Consider the following 14,584-nt stretch of genomic DNA (forward strand, 5'->3'; position numbering starts at 1 on the left):
CGACTCTAGTGCCCCTCGGGGCACTCGCCCGAAAGTCAGCCGGGTGCCCGCTTGAAGCGGCTCTTGATGCCGCCAGCGATGACGAGCACGCCCGGAATCAGGATCATGGCCCAGATGATCTTGTCCAGATTGGCCTTGACCCAGGGCACGTTGCCGAACACGTAGCCGATGAGAATGATGCCGCAGACCCAGAGCAGGCCGCCGGTCACGTCGTAGAACGTGAACTTGCTGCGCGTCATGCGCGCGACGCCGGCCACGAAGGGCGCGAAGGTGCGCAGAAAGGGCATGAAGCGGGCCGCGATCAGCGTGAAGCCGCCGTACTTCTCGTAGAAGGCATGGGCCTTGTCGAACGCCGCCTTGTTGAAAAAGCGCGAGTTCTCCCACTGGAAGACGCGCGGCCCGAAATGCCGGCCGATGGCGTAGTTGCACTGGTTGCCGGCGATGGCCGCCACGGTCAGCAGGCCCATGGACAGCCACAGGTCCATCAGCCCGACGCCGCACATCGCGCCGACGACAAAGAGCAGCGAGTCCCCGGGCAGGAAGGGCATCACGACGACGCCGGTCTCCACGAAGATGATCAGGAAGAGCAGCGCGTAGACCCAGGCACCGTAGGCGGCGACGAAGGTGGCCAGGTGCTTGTCCACGTGCAGGATGAAGTCGATGAGGAAATGCAGCAGGTCCATGGCGGCGCATTATCCCGGCGACTTTGTGACGTCTCGGGGGAAACGATAATCGCCGCGATGGATTCCCCCCTGCCTGAGGTCCCCGCTCCCCGCGCCATCCGCGAACTGCCCGACGAGCTGATCAGCCAGATCGCTGCCGGTGAGGTCGTCGAGCGGCCGGCCTCGGTGGTGCGCGAGCTGGTGGACAACGCACTGGACGCCGGCGCCAAGAGCATCCAGGTCAAGCTGATGGCCGGTGGCGTGCGCGCCATCGTCGTGGAGGACGACGGCTGCGGCATCCCGGTCAATCAGCTGCCGCTGGCGCTCAAGCGCCATGCCACCAGCAAGATCGGCAGCCTGAACGACCTCGAATCCGTTGCGACCATGGGCTTCCGTGGCGAGGCGCTGGCGGCGATCTCGTCGGTTTCCGACATGGCCATCGCCAGCCGCACCGGCGCCGACGCCCACGCCCACCGGCTGGACGCCCGCAGCGGCGAGCTGCAACCTGCCGCCCGCGGGCGAGGCACCAGCGTCGAGGTGCGCGAGCTGTTCTTTTCCACGCCCGCCCGCCGCAAGTTCCTGAAGACCGACTCGACCGAGCTGGCCCACTGCGTGGAGGCTGTGCGCCGCCACGCGCTGGCGCGGCCCGACGTCGGCTTTGCGATCTGGCATGAAGGCAAGCTCGTCGACCAGTGGCGCGCCGCCTCCAGCGAGCAGCGCATCTCCGACGTGCTGGGCGAGGACTTCAGCGCCGAGAGTCGCCCCTTCGAATACAGCGCCGGGCCGCTGGCGCTGACCGGCCGCGCCGGCCTGCCCGAAGCCGCGCGTTCGCGGGCCGACCAGCAATACGTCTGGGTCAACGGCCGCTACGTGCGCGACAAGCTCATCAGCCACGCCATCCGCTCGGCCTACGAGGACGTGCTGCACGGCCAGCGCCAGCCCTGCTATGTGCTGTTCATCGAGATCGCGCCCGAGCTGGTGGACGTGAACGTGCACCCGACCAAGATCGAGGTGCGCTTCCGCGATGGCCGCGCCATCCACCAGTCCGTGCGTCGCGCCTTCATCGATGCGCTGGCCCAGTCCCGCGCCGATGCCGCCGCCGTCGAGTCCGCCATGGCGCCGCTGGGCTTCGAGGCGACGATGCCGGCCACGCTCTACGTGTCCGAGCCGCGCCAGAGCTACCAGCCCTCGTCCAGCTATGTACCGCCGGTGCCGGCCACGGCCGAGCAGGTGCGGCTATCGCTGGTGCAGCACGAGGCGCTGTGGGAGCCCGCAAAAGCGGTCGTCCAAACGGCGTTGCCGGACACCCGCCCGGCACCGCTGCTCGACCTGCCTGAGTTGTCCAAAACGGACGATTGGCCGCTCGGCCGCGCCATCGCGCAGATCCAGGGCGTCTACATCCTGGCGGAGAACCGGCAGGGTCTGGTCATCGTCGACATGCACGCGGCCCACGAGCGCGTCGTCTACGAGCGGCTCAAGGCCAGGCTTGGCTCGACGGCCATCGAGAGCCAGCCGCTGCTCATCCCGGTCAGCTTTGCCGCCACGGCCGAGGAAGTGGCCGCTGCCGAGCAGCATGCCGACACGCTCAACAAACTCGGCCTGGACGTTTCGCCGCTGTCGACCCGCACGCTGGCCGTGCGTTCGCGCCCTGCCTTGCTCGCGGCCAGCGACCTCGTCGCGCTGACCCGCGAGCTGCTGGCCGAGATGGCCCAGTTCGACGCCAGCTCCGTGCTCGAACGTGCCCAGCACGAGATCCTCGCCACCATGGCCTGCCACGGCGCCGTGCGCGCCAACCGGCAGCTCAACATCGACGAGATGAACGCCTTGCTGCGCGACATGGAAACCACCGAACGCGCCGACCAGTGCAACCACGGCCGCCCCACCTGGCGCCAGCTCGACATGCGCGAGCTGGACGCCCTTTTCCTGAGAGGCCGTTGAGGCACAAACCACATGGCCACCATCACACTCAAGGGCAAGCCCAAGCCCGCCGCCAAGACCCGCAACGCCGAGGGCGAGAAGCGTGCGCCGGTGCGCGGCAGGGGCGTCTCCAAGCCCCGCCCGTCGCTGGCCAAGGCGCAGGCCGAACGGGCCGAGCGCGAGGCGGAGTTCCAGAAGACACAAGCGCAACGCAACGAACGTCCAGCGCCGATGCGCGACGATCGCCCTGCACGGCCCAAGCCAGGCGGCTTCAAGCAGGACCGCCCGCAGCAGCGCAGCGAACCCTTCCGCCGCGACGAGCAGCGCCCCGACCGGCCGCGCGACGAGCGCCAAGGCCGCCCTGGCCCGAGGCCGGGTGGCCCGGGTGGCCCGGGTGGACCGCGTGGCCCCGGTGGCTTCAACCCGGACGGCCCGCCGCAGCGCGCCCAACACGCCCAAGGCGGCGAACCGGTGCGCCGCAACGAGCACCGCGACGAGCGCCCCGGCGACCGCCCACGCGACGACCGCCCGCCTCGCGTCGACCAGCGCCGCGTCGCCAACCGTGGCCCCAACTTCGAGCCGCCAGCCCGCCCGCAGCAGCGCCACAACCCAGCCCGCGAAGTCGCACCCGAAGACGGCGAGCGCCTGTCCAAGCGCATGGGCGAGCTCAAGCTGGCCTCGCGCCGTGAAGCGGACGAGTGGATCGCCGCCGGCTGGGTGCGCGTGAACGGCAAGGTCGCCGTGCTCGGCCAGCGCGTCGGCCCCGATGTGCAGATCGACATCGACCCCGCCGCGCGTAACCAGCAAGCCGGGCTTGTCACGGTGCTGATCCACAAGCCCATCGGCTACGTCTCCGGCCAGGCCGAGGACGGCTACGAGCCGGCGGCCGTGCTCTTCCGGCCCGAGAACCGCTGGGCGGAAGACGCCTCCGGCATCAAGCCCAACGCCGGCCACCACCGCAACCTGGCCCCGGCCGGGCGGCTGGACATCGACTCCACCGGCCTGCTCGTGCTGACCCAGGACGGCCGCATCGCCCGCGTGCTGATCGGTGACGACTCCGACGTCGAGAAGGAGTACCTCGTCCGCGTCGAGTACGTCGGCCTGCCCGGTGCCGACCCCGTGCCCGAAGGCACGTTGCCCAATGCCGCGCTGTCGAACAACAAGCTCGCGCTGCTCAATCACGGCCTGGCGCTGGACGGCGAGGAATTGAAGCCCGCCAAGGTCAGCTGGCAGAACGAGCACCAGCTGCGCTTTGTGCTGCGCGAGGGCAAGAAGCGCCAGATCCGCCGCATGTGCGAGCTGGTCGGGCTCAAGGTCGTGGGCCTGAAGCGCGTGCGCATCGGCCGCATTCCGCTGGGCCATCTGCCGGTTGGGCAGTGGCGCTACCTCGCGCCATGGGAAAAGTTCTGAGCCCCATTTGTTTGGCTGGCCCGACGGGCTGCGGCAAGACGGCAGCAGCCTTGGCCATCGCCGAGGTGCTGCCGGTCGAGATCATCAGCGTCGACTCGGCGCTGGTGTATCGCGGCATGGACATCGGCACGGCCAAGCCCACGGCCGCCGAGCAGGCGGCGGTGCCGCATCACCTCATCGACGTCCTCGACCCGACCGACAGCTACTCGGCCGCCGAGTTCGTGCGTGACGCCAAGCGTCTGGCCGCCGACATCAGCGCGCGCGGCAAGCTGCCGCTGCTGGTGGGCGGCACGATGCTGTATTTCAAGGCGCTGTTCGACGGCCTCTCCACGCTGCCCCAGGCCGATGCCGAGTTGCGCGCGGCCATCGACGCCGAGGCCGCCGAGCGCGGCTGGCCGGCGATGCACGCCGAGCTGGCAAGCCTTGACCCCGAGACCGGCGCACGCCTGGCGCCGGGCGACAGCCAGCGTATCCAGCGCGCGCTGGAGGTCATCCGCCTGACCGGCCAGCCCTTGAGCGTGCTGCACGCCGCGACGCGCGACGAAGGCGTGGACTGGCCGCTGTTCTCGCTCGAACCCGCCGACCGCGCCTGGCTGCATGCGCGGCTGGCCCAGCGCTTCGACGTGATGCTGTTGGGTGGCCTCGTCGACGAGGTCAAGGCCCTGCGTGCCCGGGGCGACCTGAGCCTGGCGCTGCCGTCCATGCGCTGCGTCGGCTACCGGCAGACCTGGGAGGCGCTGGACACCGGCGACTTCTCCGACCTGCGCGAACGTGGCATCGCCGCCACCCGCCAGCTCGCCAAGCGCCAGGTCACCTGGTTGCGCAGCATGCCGCAGCGCCGCGTCATCGCCTGCGACGGGCCGCAGCCGATTGCCGAGTTGCTCGCCGGTCTCCAACGACTGCTCGGTTGAAACCTCTTGCATCGCTTTCAAACCCTGCTAGAGTGATATCACTTTGATTCACTTTTTGAGACAGGTCAAGCCATGGTCAATCACTCCCCCTCGCGCACCGTCGTGACCGAGACCCCGGCCCGCGCCGGCAATGGCTATTTGATGGCCCTCGTCGGCCTCACCATCGCGGGCCTGGGCGCGCTGGTGCTGACCCGCGGCCTGCCGCTCTACGGCGTCCCGCTCATGCTGGCGGGGCTGTTCGTGATGGCCGGCCTGTACATGCTCAACCCCAACCAGGCGGCGGCGCTGACGCTGTTCGGCGCCTACACGGGCAGCGACCGCGGCGCCGGGCTGCGCTGGGCCAACCCGCTGGCCATCAAGAAGCGCGTCTCCCTGCGCGACCGCAACCTCAACGCGCCGGTGCTCAAGGTCAACGACCAGCGCGGCAACCCCATCGAGATCGCCTGCGTCGTCGTCTGGCGGGTGCGCGACACGGCGCAGGCGCTGTTCCAGGTGGACGACTACGAAGGCTATGTGCGCGTGCAGGCCGAGGCCGCCATCCGCCACCTGGCCGCCTGCTATGCCTATGACCATGCGGACGAGGTCGATGACGGCGAGGTGACGCTGCGCGGCGGCCAGGACGCGGTGGCGCAGGCTCTGCGTGCCGAGTTGCAGGCCCGCTTTGCCGACGCCGGCGTGGACGTGCTCGACGCCAAGATCAGCCACCTCGCCTACGCCCCCGAGATCGCCCAGGTGATGCTGCGCCGCCAGCAGGCCGAGGCCATCGTCGGCGCCCGCAGCAAGATCGTGCAAGGCGCGGTCGGCATGGTGGAGGCCGCGCTCAAGGGCCTGAGCGAGCGCGACATCGTCGTGCTGGACGACGAGCGCCGCGCCGCCATGGTCAGCAACCTGCTGGTCGTGCTGTGCTCGGACCGCGAGACGCAGCCCGTGGTCAACACGGGCACGCTGTACACCTGACGCTGTTGGCATGGCCAGCCCCGACAAGAAGTCCTTCCCGCTGCGCGTCGACCCCGCGCTATGGGCCGAGGTCGAGCGCCTCGCGGCGACCGAGCTGCGCAGCGCCAATGCGCAGGCCGAGGTGTTGCTGCGTGAGGCGCTGAGCCGGCGTGGGGTGAAACTGTCGCCACCCAAGGGCCGCGCGGTGGCGGCCCGCAATGAACCCGAAGCCAGCGAATGAGCCCACTGATCGCACGCGGTCTCGCCAAGTCCTACGGTGACGTGGCGGTTTTCTCCGGCATCGACCTCGAACTCGCGCCGGGCGAGATCGTCGCGCTGCTGGGCGAATCGGGCAGCGGCAAGTCGACGCTGCTGAACTGCCTGGCGGGGCTGGACGAGGCCGACGCCGGTTCGATCACGCTGGCCGGGCAGGCACTGCGGCCGCTGGACGACGAGGCGCGGTCGGCGTTGCGGCGCGAGTCCCTGGGGTTCATCTTTCAGGCGTTTCACCTGCTGCCGCATCTGAGCGTGGCGGACAACGTGGCCTTGCCGTTGCGGCTGCTGGGTCAACGTGACGATGGCCGGGTGGCGGAGATGCTGGCGGCGGTGAACCTGGCGGCTTTGGCGGCAAGGATGCCTCGGCAGTTGTCGGGGGGGCAGTTGCAGCGGGTGGCGATTGCTCGGGCTTTGGTGCATCGACCACGGTTGGTGCTGGCGGATGAGCCCACCGGGAATCTGGATGCGAGGCATGCGGTGGAGGTGCTGGAGTTGCTGCGGCGCTGTACTCATGAAGTTGGCGCGGCGTGTCTGCTGGTGACGCATTCGGAGGTGGCGGCGCAATCTGCTGATCGGCGGTTGAGGTTGGATGCGAGTGGATTGCATGGGGCTTGACGGTGGGTTGACGCCAAGGCCCAGCCGGGATTTCGTCCCGGCGGCCGACTCACTTTTTGCGCCGCCAAAAAGTAAGCAAAAAGCTCTCCCCTGCGAAACCGCCCGGCGGAGCCGGGTCCCCTGCGATGCTCGAAGCCCGGGGCCGCACCCAACTCACTTCGCTACGCTCCGTTCAAACAAAGGGGTGCGAAGTCAGTTGTTGATGCTCGCTGCGCTCGCGCCCCGGGCTTCTGCGCTTCTCGGCGGTTTAGAAGGGGAGGCCCCGGAACAGCCGAACAGCCGCAACAGCCGACAGCCAAACCCGAAGTCCGGGTGGTGGATGTATTTCTGCATGCCCCCTTTTAGCCCCGCCGAGGAACGGAAGACCCGAAGCCCGCGCGCGCAGCGCGCTTCGTGCTCTGACTCGCGACGCCTGTTTGAGCAGAGCGTAGCGGCGCGAGTTCGGCGCGGGGCTTCGGGGCTGAGTACCACAGGGAACCCGAAGCGCAGCGAAGGGCGGGGCGGTCAGGGGGGAGCTCTTTGGTTACTTTCTGGCGGCCCAGAAAGTGACTCGCCCGCCGGGGCGAAATCCCGGCATGGGCCTTGCCAACAACCGCCAGCAACGGCGAAGCCCACCCGATGACCCTCTGGCGCCACCTCACATGGCCCACCTGGCGCGACCAACCCGGCCGCGTGGTGCTGGCCATCGTCGCCGTGATGCTCGGCGTCGCCCTCGCCTTCGGCGTCCACCTCCTCAACGGCGCCGCCCTCACCGAATTCACCCGCGCCGCCCGCAGCGTCAACGGCCAGCCGGACCTTGTGCTGCGCGCCCGCTCCGGCCCGCTGACCGATGCCGATTTCGCAGACCTGCTCAAGCGCCCCGAGGTCGCCGCCGCCAACCCGGTGCTGGAAAGCCAGGCCCTGTGGACCGGGCAAACGGGTCGCGACGGCCGCGGGCTGCTGATCCGCCTCATCGGCATCGACCCCCTCGCCCTGCTCGCCTCCGCCACCAGTGCCAAGCCACTCGCCCCCGAGCTGATCCCGCAGGTCGATGGCGGCCCGGTCGAACTGCTGGCCAGCCAGGCCGTCCACCTCAACGCCGCCGCACGAGAACACCTGTCGCCCGGCCAGGCCACGATCACCCTGCGTATCGCCCCGCCCGGCAGCGGCGAGCCGCGTGATGTGGAGTTCAACGTCGGCGGGCGCATCTCCGCCGGCAACACGCCGCTGGCGGTGCTGGACATCGCCGACGCTCAACAGCTGCTCGGTCGCCTCGGCGCGCTCGACCGCATCGATGTGCAGCTCATCGACGGCGTGGACGCCACCACCTGGGCCGCCACCCTGCCCCAGCATTGGCGCGCCACGCCGCCCGACGACGAAGGCGCGCGTCTTTCCGACCTGACGCGTGCCTACCGCATCAACCTCGGCCTGCTCGCGTTGATGGCGCTGTTCACCGGCAGCTTCCTCGTCTACGCCGTGCTGTCGCTGGCGACCGCGCAGCGGCTGCCGCAATGGGCGCTGGTGGGCGTGCTGGGCGTGTCGGCGCGCATGCGCTGGCGGCTGATCTTGGCCGAGGGCGCGGTCATCGGCGTTGCCGGCACGGTGCTGGGCCTGGCACTGGGCGTCGGCCTAGCCGCAGGTGCGCTCAAACTGATGGGCAGCGACCTGGGCCTGCACGACGCGGGCAGCTCGTCCACCGAGCTGCTATTGCGCCAACCCCTGGTTCTTCCTGCACTGCTCTACGGCCTGCTCGGCCTGGCCGCCGCGCTGGTGGCTGCGCTGGCGCCGGCCCTGACGGTGCGCCGCATCGCGCCGGCCCTGGTGCTCAAGGGCCTGGGCCTGCCGGCCGGGCGCACGCTGCCGGCCTGGGTGGGCGCCAGCGGGCTGGTGCTGGGCGGCGCGCTGGCCTGGCTGCCGCCCGTGTTCAACGACACGCCCATTGCTGCCTACCTCTCCATGCTCTTCCTGCTGCTGGGCGGCTTGGCGCTGGTGCCGGCGCTGGTGCGCGGGATGACGGCCGTTCTCGCCCGCGTACCCGCAGGCCCCCTGCTGCTGCTGGCCCGCGAACGCAGCCGCGACCAGGCCACCGAGGCGCGCCGCGCGCTGGCCGGCGTGCTGGTCGCCCTGGCCCTCGCCGTGGCGATGACCGTGATGATCGGCAGCTTCCGCGAATCGCTGATGCGGTGGCTGGACCACGCCCTGCCCGCCGACCTCTACGTGCGCTCCGCGCTGCGCGGCCCCGACGGCACGCCCGCACCGCTGCCACCCGCCTACCTGAGCGCGCTGGAGCGCCTGCCCGGCATTGCCCGCAGCGCACCGCAACGCAGCACGCGCGCGCGGCTGGCACCCGGTGCCGACCCGGTGGCGCTAACGGCGCGGCGCATGGACGTCGGCAGCCTGCCGCTGGTGGAGCGCTGGCAGGGCAAGGCCGAGCCGGGCGCGCTGCCGGTGTGGGTGAACGAAGCGGCACGCGACCAGAACGGGCTGAAGCCAGGCCGCGTCATCAACGTCGAGCTGCTCGACAGCGGCCGCACGACCCGGCTCCAGGTGCAGGGCGTGTGGCGCGACTACTCGCGGCAGAGCGGCGCGCTGTGGATGGCGCTGGACGACTACCGCCATGCCAGCGGCGACACGGTGACGACCGAGGCGGCGCTGTGGCTCGCGCCCGGCCAGGCGCTCGACGCGGCACGCGCCGCCGTGCGCGCGGCGGCGGCGAGGCCGGACGACATCGACACCGCCGCAGCCGGTGAGCTGCGCACGCTGTCGCTGCAGATCTTCGACCGCAGCTTTGCCATCACGCTGTGGCTGCAGGCCGTGGCGCTGGCGGTGGGGCTGTTCGGCGTCATCGCCAGCCAGTCGGCGCAGGCGCTGGCGCGGCGGCGCGAGTTCGGCCTGCTGCGCCACCTGGGCCTGTCGCGCCGCGCGCTGATGCGGCTGTTGCTGCTCGAAGCCAGCCTGCAGGGCGGCGCCGGTGCGCTGGCCGGGCTGGCGCTGGGCCTGGGCCTGAGCGCGGTGCTGGTGTTTGTCGTCAACCCGCAGAGCTTTCACTGGAGCATGGAGATGCACCTGCCCGTCGCGCGGCTGGCCGTGCTTGTCGGCCTCGCGTTTGCGGCTGCCGTGAGCGCGTCCTTGTTGGCCGGGCGCCGCGCGCTCGGGCCCGATGCCGTGCGCGCCGTGAGAGAGGACGCATGAAACGTCGCGCGCTCATGCTCGCCGCCTTGCCGTTGCAGGCGCAGGCGGCGATCAACTTCCCGCACGACTTCGGCGCCCACCCGGCCCAGGCCATCGAGTGGTGGTACCTCACCGGCCTGCTCGGCGACCGCGACGGCGCACCGCCCCGCTTCGGCTACCAGCTCACGTTCTTCCGCCTACCGGGCCCGGCGGCGGCCAGCCATCCGAGCGGCCTGGCGGCCAAGCAGCTGCTGCTTGGCCATGTGGCGCTGTCCGACCTCACCGCGAAGAAGCAGCGCCACGGCCAGCGCCTGCTGCGCGCCCTGCCCGGTGCCGTGCATGCGACGGTGGGCGACTGCGATGTCAAGCTGCGCGACTGGACCCTCAAGCGCGAAGGCACAGCCGGCTACCGCGCCCGATTCAGCGGACCCGGCTTCGCCCTCGAACTGGAGCTGGCCACGGCGGACCTGCCGCTGCTGCAGGGCGACGCCGGCCTGTCGCGCAAGGGCGCCGACCCGGATCAGTTCAGCCACTACTACTCGCGGCCCCAACTGCTGACCCAGGCCGCGCTGACGCTGGACGGCCGCCGCCACAGCCTGGCCGGCCGCGCCTGGCTGGACCATGAATGGAGCGACAGCGTGCTGGGCGAGTCGGTCGGCTGGGACTGGCTGGGCATCAACCTGCACGATGGCCGCGCGTTGACCCTCTTCCAGCTGCGCCACAAGGATGGCCGCCGCGCCTGGGCGGGCGGCAGCCTGCGCACGCCGGGCCAGCCCGACCGCAGCTTCGGTCCCGGCGAGGTCGAGATGGCCGCGACGCGGCACTGGGCCAGCCCGGCGACCGGTGCGCGCTACCCGGTCGAGTGGCGGCTGAAGAGCCCGGCCGGCGAGATGCGTCTGGTGGCGGCCTTCGACGAGCAGGAGATCGACGCGCGTGGCAGCAGCGGGCTCGTCTACTGGGAGGGCGCTGCGCGCCTGCTGGACGCGGTGGGGCGGGAGTTCGGCTGGGGCTATCTGGAGCTGACCGGCTACGCAGGCCGGCCGCCGATGCTGTAGGCCGCCTGGCGCGCTGGCGCCACTAATCCAGCGCGGCCGACAGCGGCGCGCGGCGGTAGTTCACCTCCACGGCAAGGGCTTCCTCTCCCGCCGGCGAGATGTTGAACATGCGGATGTCCAGGTGCTCGGCGTCGGGTTGCGACAGCTCGGTGCGCCAGCCCCAGCGCTCGGCCGAGCCGCCGCCGGCGCCATAGCTGCCCAGCGCACCGAAGCGCCCGTCCTCGAAGCGGCCGGTGCTGAAAATGATCGACGTCCCGGTGCCGAAGCTTTCACCCCAGGCGCACTCGAAGGCGTTCTCGTCGAGGTGGTAGGCCCACAGCGCGACGCCTTCCATGGCCTCGCCGCCGCATCCGCCCTCGTACTCGTGAAGCAGGAAACGGCCACCGCCGACAAGCCGGATGGAACCGCGTTGCACCGAGTCCTCGGCCGGGTCGCCGGGCTGGAACCACAGTCGGAAGCGACCTTCCCAGTCGCCCGCCATGGCGGCCAACCGATGGTGCACACCACCCGGTGTGGCGGAACGCGCGAACGCCTCGTTGCCCATGTGATCTCCTTGAGATGGAAGCGCTGGCACGCATTCGGTGGCGTCCAGCGAAGTGATCGTAGCGGCGGCGCACCGGCCGGCGTCCCGCGTCCTCGCTCCGCTTGTGGGGCACAGGGCGGGCGCCCGGCGCGCAGGGCAGGTTCTAATTCGCGCCCGATGCATCGACAACCCACCCGCCCCACCTTTGGCTGGGACAACCTCGGCGGTCACCGCGCCGCCGGCCTGCCCGCCGTCGACGACCTGCCCCACCAGCGGCTGCTCACCAGCGGCCGCGCGGCGCTGTTCGCGGCGATGAAGGCGCTCGGCGTTCAGGCAGGCGACAGCGTGCTGGCGCCCAGCTACCACTGCCCCACCCTGGTGGCACCGCTGCGTGCGGCGGCTGCCAGCGTGCAGTTCTATCCGCTCGGGCCCGATGGCCTGCCGGCGCTGGATGCGATCACGCCGGCCCCGGGGACGCGCGCCCTCGTCGTGGCCCAGCTCTTCGGACTGCCGCGCTCGCTCGCTGCCGTGCGCGCCTGGTGCGACACACGCGGCATTGCGCTGGTGGAGGACTGCGCCCACAGCTTCTTCGGCCAGGCCGGCGAGCGGCCGGTGGGCCACTGGGGCGACCTGGCGACGGCCAGCGTGTCCAAGTTCTTCCCGGTGTCGGAGGGCGGGCTGCTGGCTTCGGCCCAGCCGCTGCCCGCCCAGGCGTTGCAGCCGGCCGGCGCCAGGCAGCAGGTCAAGGCATGGGTCGACCTGCTGGAGCGCGGCAGCGAACAGGGCCGGTTGACGGGCATGAACACGGCGCTGAGCGCCCTCTTCCGCCTGAAAAACGGCCCGCCGCGCGCGCCCTCTGCCGGCACGCCGCGCCAGATGAACGAGGCCGAAATGATGGCCGAGTGCGACCTCGCCCGCAGCGAGCAGGCGCCGCCCGCGTTGACCCACAGCCTCTTCGGCCTGCCGCGCCAGCGCGTCGTCGCCCGCCGCCGCGCCCACTACGAAGCGCTGTATCGCCTCACGCAGAACCTGCCTGGTGCCCGGGCGCTGTTCGGCGCCCTGCCCGTGCAGGCCGCGCCTTACGTGATGCCGCTGTGGGTGGATGACGCCGAGCGGGCCGACGCCGCCTACGCCGCCCTGCGCGCCGCCGGCTGCGCCGTGTTCCGCTGGGACCGCGTCTGGCCCGGCGTGCCCGACTTCCACGACGACCACGGCGCCCGCTGGCGCCGCCAGGTGCTGCAACTGCTTTGCCACCAGGACCTTGACGGCGCGATGCTGGCCCGCACCTGCGCCGTTCTGACAGACAACCTCACCTCATGAGTTCCACGACCGACCGACCCGCCTCCAAGCAGGCCCGCTCCCTGAGCGGCCTCGCGCCCTTCCTGCGCCCCTACCGGGGCCGCATCGCGCTGGCGCTGGTGCTGCTGGTGCTGGCGGCGCTGGCCACGCTGGCCTTCCCCATCGCGCTGCGCGGCCTCATCGACGCCGGCTTCGGCGCCGCCAACCCGGGCGAGCGGCTAATGGCGCTGCGTGAGCACTTCCTGGCGATGTTCGGCGTGGGCGTGGCGTTGGGGCTGTTCTCGGCTTCGCGCTTCTACATGGTCAGCTGGCTGGGCGAGCGCGTCACGGCCGACCTGCGCAATGCCGTCTACACCCACGTGCTGCGCCAGAGCCCCGAGTTCTTCGAGACCACTCAGACCGGCGAGGTGCTGAGCCGCATCACGACCGACACCACGGTCGTGCAGACGGTGGTGGGCTCCAGCCTGTCCATGGGCCTGCGCAACACGGTCATGGGCATCGGCGCACTGGTCATGCTGATCGTCACCAATCCCTATGTGATGGGCCAGGTGCTGGGCATGCTGGTGCTCATCGTCGCGCCGGTGCTGTACTTCGGCCGCCGCGTGCGCAATCTGTCGCGCGCCAGCCAGGACCGTGTCGCCGATACCTCGGCCATCGCCGCCGAGATATTGAATGCCGTCACCGTCGTGCAGAGCTACACCCAGGAAGGCGCCGAAGCGAAGCGATTCGCGGCCGCCAGCGAGGCCGCCTTCGACACGGCGCGCAAACGCACGCGCATCCGCAGCTTCATGGTGGCCTTCATCATCACCGCCGTTTTCGGCGCCATGTTGTGGGGGCTGTACCAGGGCACGCAGGCCGTCATCGCCGGCCACATCACCGCCGGCCACCTGGGGCAGACCGTCGTCTACGTGACCCTGCTCGTCAGCAGCGTGGCCGTGCTGGCGGAGGTGTGGGGCGACGTGCTCCGCGCCGCCGGCGCCACGGAGCGGCTGGTGGAGCTGATGGAAGCCCGCTCACCGGTGGCCGACCCCGCCCAGCCGACGGCGCTGCCCGCGACGACCGGTGGCAGCCGGGTCGAGTTCGACGGCATCCGCTTCAACTACCCCTCCCGCCCGCTGAGCGCGGCGCTGCACGACGTGCAACTGACCATCGAGCCGGGCGAGACCGTCGCCCTCGTCGGCCCCAGCGGCGCGGGCAAGACGACGCTGTTCCAGCTGCTGCTGCGCTTCTACGACCCGCAGTCGGGCGTCATCCGCCTGAACGGCGTGCCCACCCAAAGCCTGAGCCTGGCTGAACTGCGCGGCAACATCGGCCTGGTGCCGCAGGACAGCGTCATCTTCTCCACCACGGCGATGGAGAACATCCGCTACGGCCGGCCCGGCGCCAGCGACGACGAGGTCATCGCCGCAGCCAGGGCCGCCTTTGCCGACGACTTCATCCGCGCGCTGCCCGAGGGCTACGCCAGCTTCCTGGGCGAGCGAGGCGTGCGCCTGTCCGGCGGCCAGCGCCAGCGCATCAGCATCGCCCGCGCCATGCTGAAGAACCCACCGCTGCTGCTGCTCGACGAAGCCACCAGCGCGCTGGATGCCGAGAGCGAACGCGTCGTGCAAGCGGCGCTGGAAGCGGCCATGCAGCACCGCACGACGCTCGTGATCGCGCACCGGCTGGCGACCATCCAGAAGGCCGACCGCATCGTCGTGCTGGATGCCGGGCGCATCGTCGACATCGGCCGGCACGACGAACTGGTGGCGCGCGGCGGGCTGTACGCCAAGCTGGCGGCGATGCAGTTCGGGCTGGTGGCCGACACGCAAGCGGCCTGAGCGCAACCCT

At 70.9% G+C, this 14,584-nt stretch carries 12 protein-coding genes; 10 read left to right on the forward strand and 2 right to left on the reverse strand.

The features are described from left to right. Positions 1-35: 35 nt before the first annotated feature. The gene (locus tag AC0IZJ_RS15725) at positions 36-683 is read right to left on the reverse strand and encodes a DedA family protein (protein ID WP_471851474.1); all 648 of its coding nucleotides are present in this window, start codon (positions 681-683) and stop codon (positions 36-38) included. Positions 684-740: 57 nt separating this feature from the next. On the opposite strand from AC0IZJ_RS15725, the gene mutL reads away from it, so the two are divergent. The 8 genes from mutL to AC0IZJ_RS15765 all read left to right on the forward strand — a co-directional run bounded on the left by mutL (position 741) and on the right by AC0IZJ_RS15765 (position 10,932). Continuing rightward, complete coding sequence (mutL, locus tag AC0IZJ_RS15730) at positions 741-2,600, forward strand: DNA mismatch repair endonuclease MutL (protein WP_471851476.1); 1,860 nt, start codon at positions 741-743, stop codon at positions 2,598-2,600. A 12-nt stretch (positions 2,601-2,612) separates the two neighbouring features. Further along, positions 2,613-3,989 carry a pseudouridine synthase gene (locus AC0IZJ_RS15735; protein WP_471851479.1) on the forward strand — a complete coding sequence of 459 codons (1,377 nt, stop codon included), beginning with the start codon at positions 2,613-2,615 and terminating at the stop codon, positions 3,987-3,989. Then, a complete protein-coding gene (gene miaA / locus AC0IZJ_RS15740) occupies positions 3,974-4,900 on the forward strand; it encodes a tRNA (adenosine(37)-N6)-dimethylallyltransferase MiaA (protein WP_471851481.1) in 927 nt (308 codons plus the stop codon). Before AC0IZJ_RS15735 ends, miaA begins: the two co-directional genes overlap by 16 nt. Before the next feature lie 72 nt (positions 4,901-4,972). After that, complete coding sequence (locus AC0IZJ_RS15745) at positions 4,973-5,857, forward strand: SPFH domain-containing protein (protein WP_471851484.1); 885 nt, start codon at positions 4,973-4,975, stop codon at positions 5,855-5,857. 10 nt (positions 5,858-5,867) lie between these two features. Then, positions 5,868-6,077 (forward strand): type II toxin-antitoxin system antitoxin, encoded by a 210-nt coding sequence (locus AC0IZJ_RS15750; protein ID WP_471851487.1) that lies wholly within the window; start codon positions 5,868-5,870, stop codon positions 6,075-6,077. Beyond that, positions 6,074-6,727 carry an ABC transporter ATP-binding protein gene (locus AC0IZJ_RS15755; RefSeq protein ID WP_471851490.1) on the forward strand — a complete coding sequence of 218 codons (654 nt, stop codon included), beginning with the start codon at positions 6,074-6,076 and terminating at the stop codon, positions 6,725-6,727. The genes AC0IZJ_RS15750 and AC0IZJ_RS15755 overlap by 4 nt, the downstream gene beginning before the upstream one ends. 618 nt (positions 6,728-7,345) lie before the next feature. Next, positions 7,346-9,898: an ABC transporter permease gene (locus AC0IZJ_RS15760; protein ID WP_471851493.1), complete on the forward strand. Its 2,553-nt coding sequence runs from the start codon at positions 7,346-7,348 to the stop codon at positions 9,896-9,898. Then, positions 9,895-10,932, forward strand: a complete 1,038-nt coding sequence (locus tag AC0IZJ_RS15765) for a lipocalin-like domain-containing protein (protein WP_471851496.1) — start codon at positions 9,895-9,897, stop codon at positions 10,930-10,932. Before AC0IZJ_RS15760 ends, AC0IZJ_RS15765 begins: the two co-directional genes overlap by 4 nt. A 22-nt stretch (positions 10,933-10,954) precedes the next feature. Here AC0IZJ_RS15765 and AC0IZJ_RS15770 read toward each other — a convergent pair whose 3' ends face one another. Further along, positions 10,955-11,476: a DUF1579 family protein gene (locus tag AC0IZJ_RS15770; RefSeq protein ID WP_471851499.1), complete on the reverse strand. Its 522-nt coding sequence runs from the start codon at positions 11,474-11,476 to the stop codon at positions 10,955-10,957. 156 nt (positions 11,477-11,632) lie between these two features. Here AC0IZJ_RS15770 and AC0IZJ_RS15775 point away from each other — a divergent pair, with 156 nt between their 5' ends. Both AC0IZJ_RS15775 and AC0IZJ_RS15780 read left to right on the forward strand, forming a co-directional pair. After that, entirely contained in the window at positions 11,633-12,775 is a 1,143-nt protein-coding gene (locus AC0IZJ_RS15775) for a DegT/DnrJ/EryC1/StrS family aminotransferase (protein WP_471851501.1), read from the forward strand. After that, entirely contained in the window at positions 12,772-14,574 is a 1,803-nt protein-coding gene (locus AC0IZJ_RS15780; RefSeq protein WP_471851504.1) for an ABC transporter transmembrane domain-containing protein, read from the forward strand. Before AC0IZJ_RS15775 ends, AC0IZJ_RS15780 begins: the two co-directional genes overlap by 4 nt. Positions 14,575-14,584 lie beyond the last annotated feature (10 nt).

The sequence above is a fragment of the Roseateles sp. AC306 genome (assembly GCF_979253795.1).

Excerpts from the sequence above, each read along its gene's own strand:
- AC0IZJ_RS15725 (WP_471851474.1), bottom strand. The coding sequence starts at position 683 with ATGGACCTGCTGCATTTCCTCATCGACTTCATCCTGCACGTGGACAAG.
- mutL (WP_471851476.1), top strand. The coding sequence starts at position 741 with ATGGATTCCCCCCTGCCTGAGGTCCCCGCTCCCCGCGCCATCCGCGAA.
- AC0IZJ_RS15735 (WP_471851479.1), top strand. The coding sequence starts at position 2,613 with ATGGCCACCATCACACTCAAGGGCAAGCCCAAGCCCGCCGCCAAGACC.
- miaA (WP_471851481.1), top strand. The coding sequence starts at position 3,974 with ATGGGAAAAGTTCTGAGCCCCATTTGTTTGGCTGGCCCGACGGGCTGC.
- AC0IZJ_RS15745 (WP_471851484.1), top strand. The coding sequence starts at position 4,973 with ATGGTCAATCACTCCCCCTCGCGCACCGTCGTGACCGAGACCCCGGCC.
- AC0IZJ_RS15750 (WP_471851487.1), top strand. The coding sequence starts at position 5,868 with ATGGCCAGCCCCGACAAGAAGTCCTTCCCGCTGCGCGTCGACCCCGCG.
- AC0IZJ_RS15755 (WP_471851490.1), top strand. The coding sequence starts at position 6,074 with ATGAGCCCACTGATCGCACGCGGTCTCGCCAAGTCCTACGGTGACGTG.
- AC0IZJ_RS15760 (WP_471851493.1), top strand. The coding sequence starts at position 7,346 with ATGACCCTCTGGCGCCACCTCACATGGCCCACCTGGCGCGACCAACCC.
- AC0IZJ_RS15765 (WP_471851496.1), top strand. The coding sequence starts at position 9,895 with ATGAAACGTCGCGCGCTCATGCTCGCCGCCTTGCCGTTGCAGGCGCAG.
- AC0IZJ_RS15770 (WP_471851499.1), bottom strand. The coding sequence starts at position 11,476 with ATGGGCAACGAGGCGTTCGCGCGTTCCGCCACACCGGGTGGTGTGCAC.
- AC0IZJ_RS15775 (WP_471851501.1), top strand. The coding sequence starts at position 11,633 with ATGCATCGACAACCCACCCGCCCCACCTTTGGCTGGGACAACCTCGGC.
- AC0IZJ_RS15780 (WP_471851504.1), top strand. The coding sequence starts at position 12,772 with ATGAGTTCCACGACCGACCGACCCGCCTCCAAGCAGGCCCGCTCCCTG.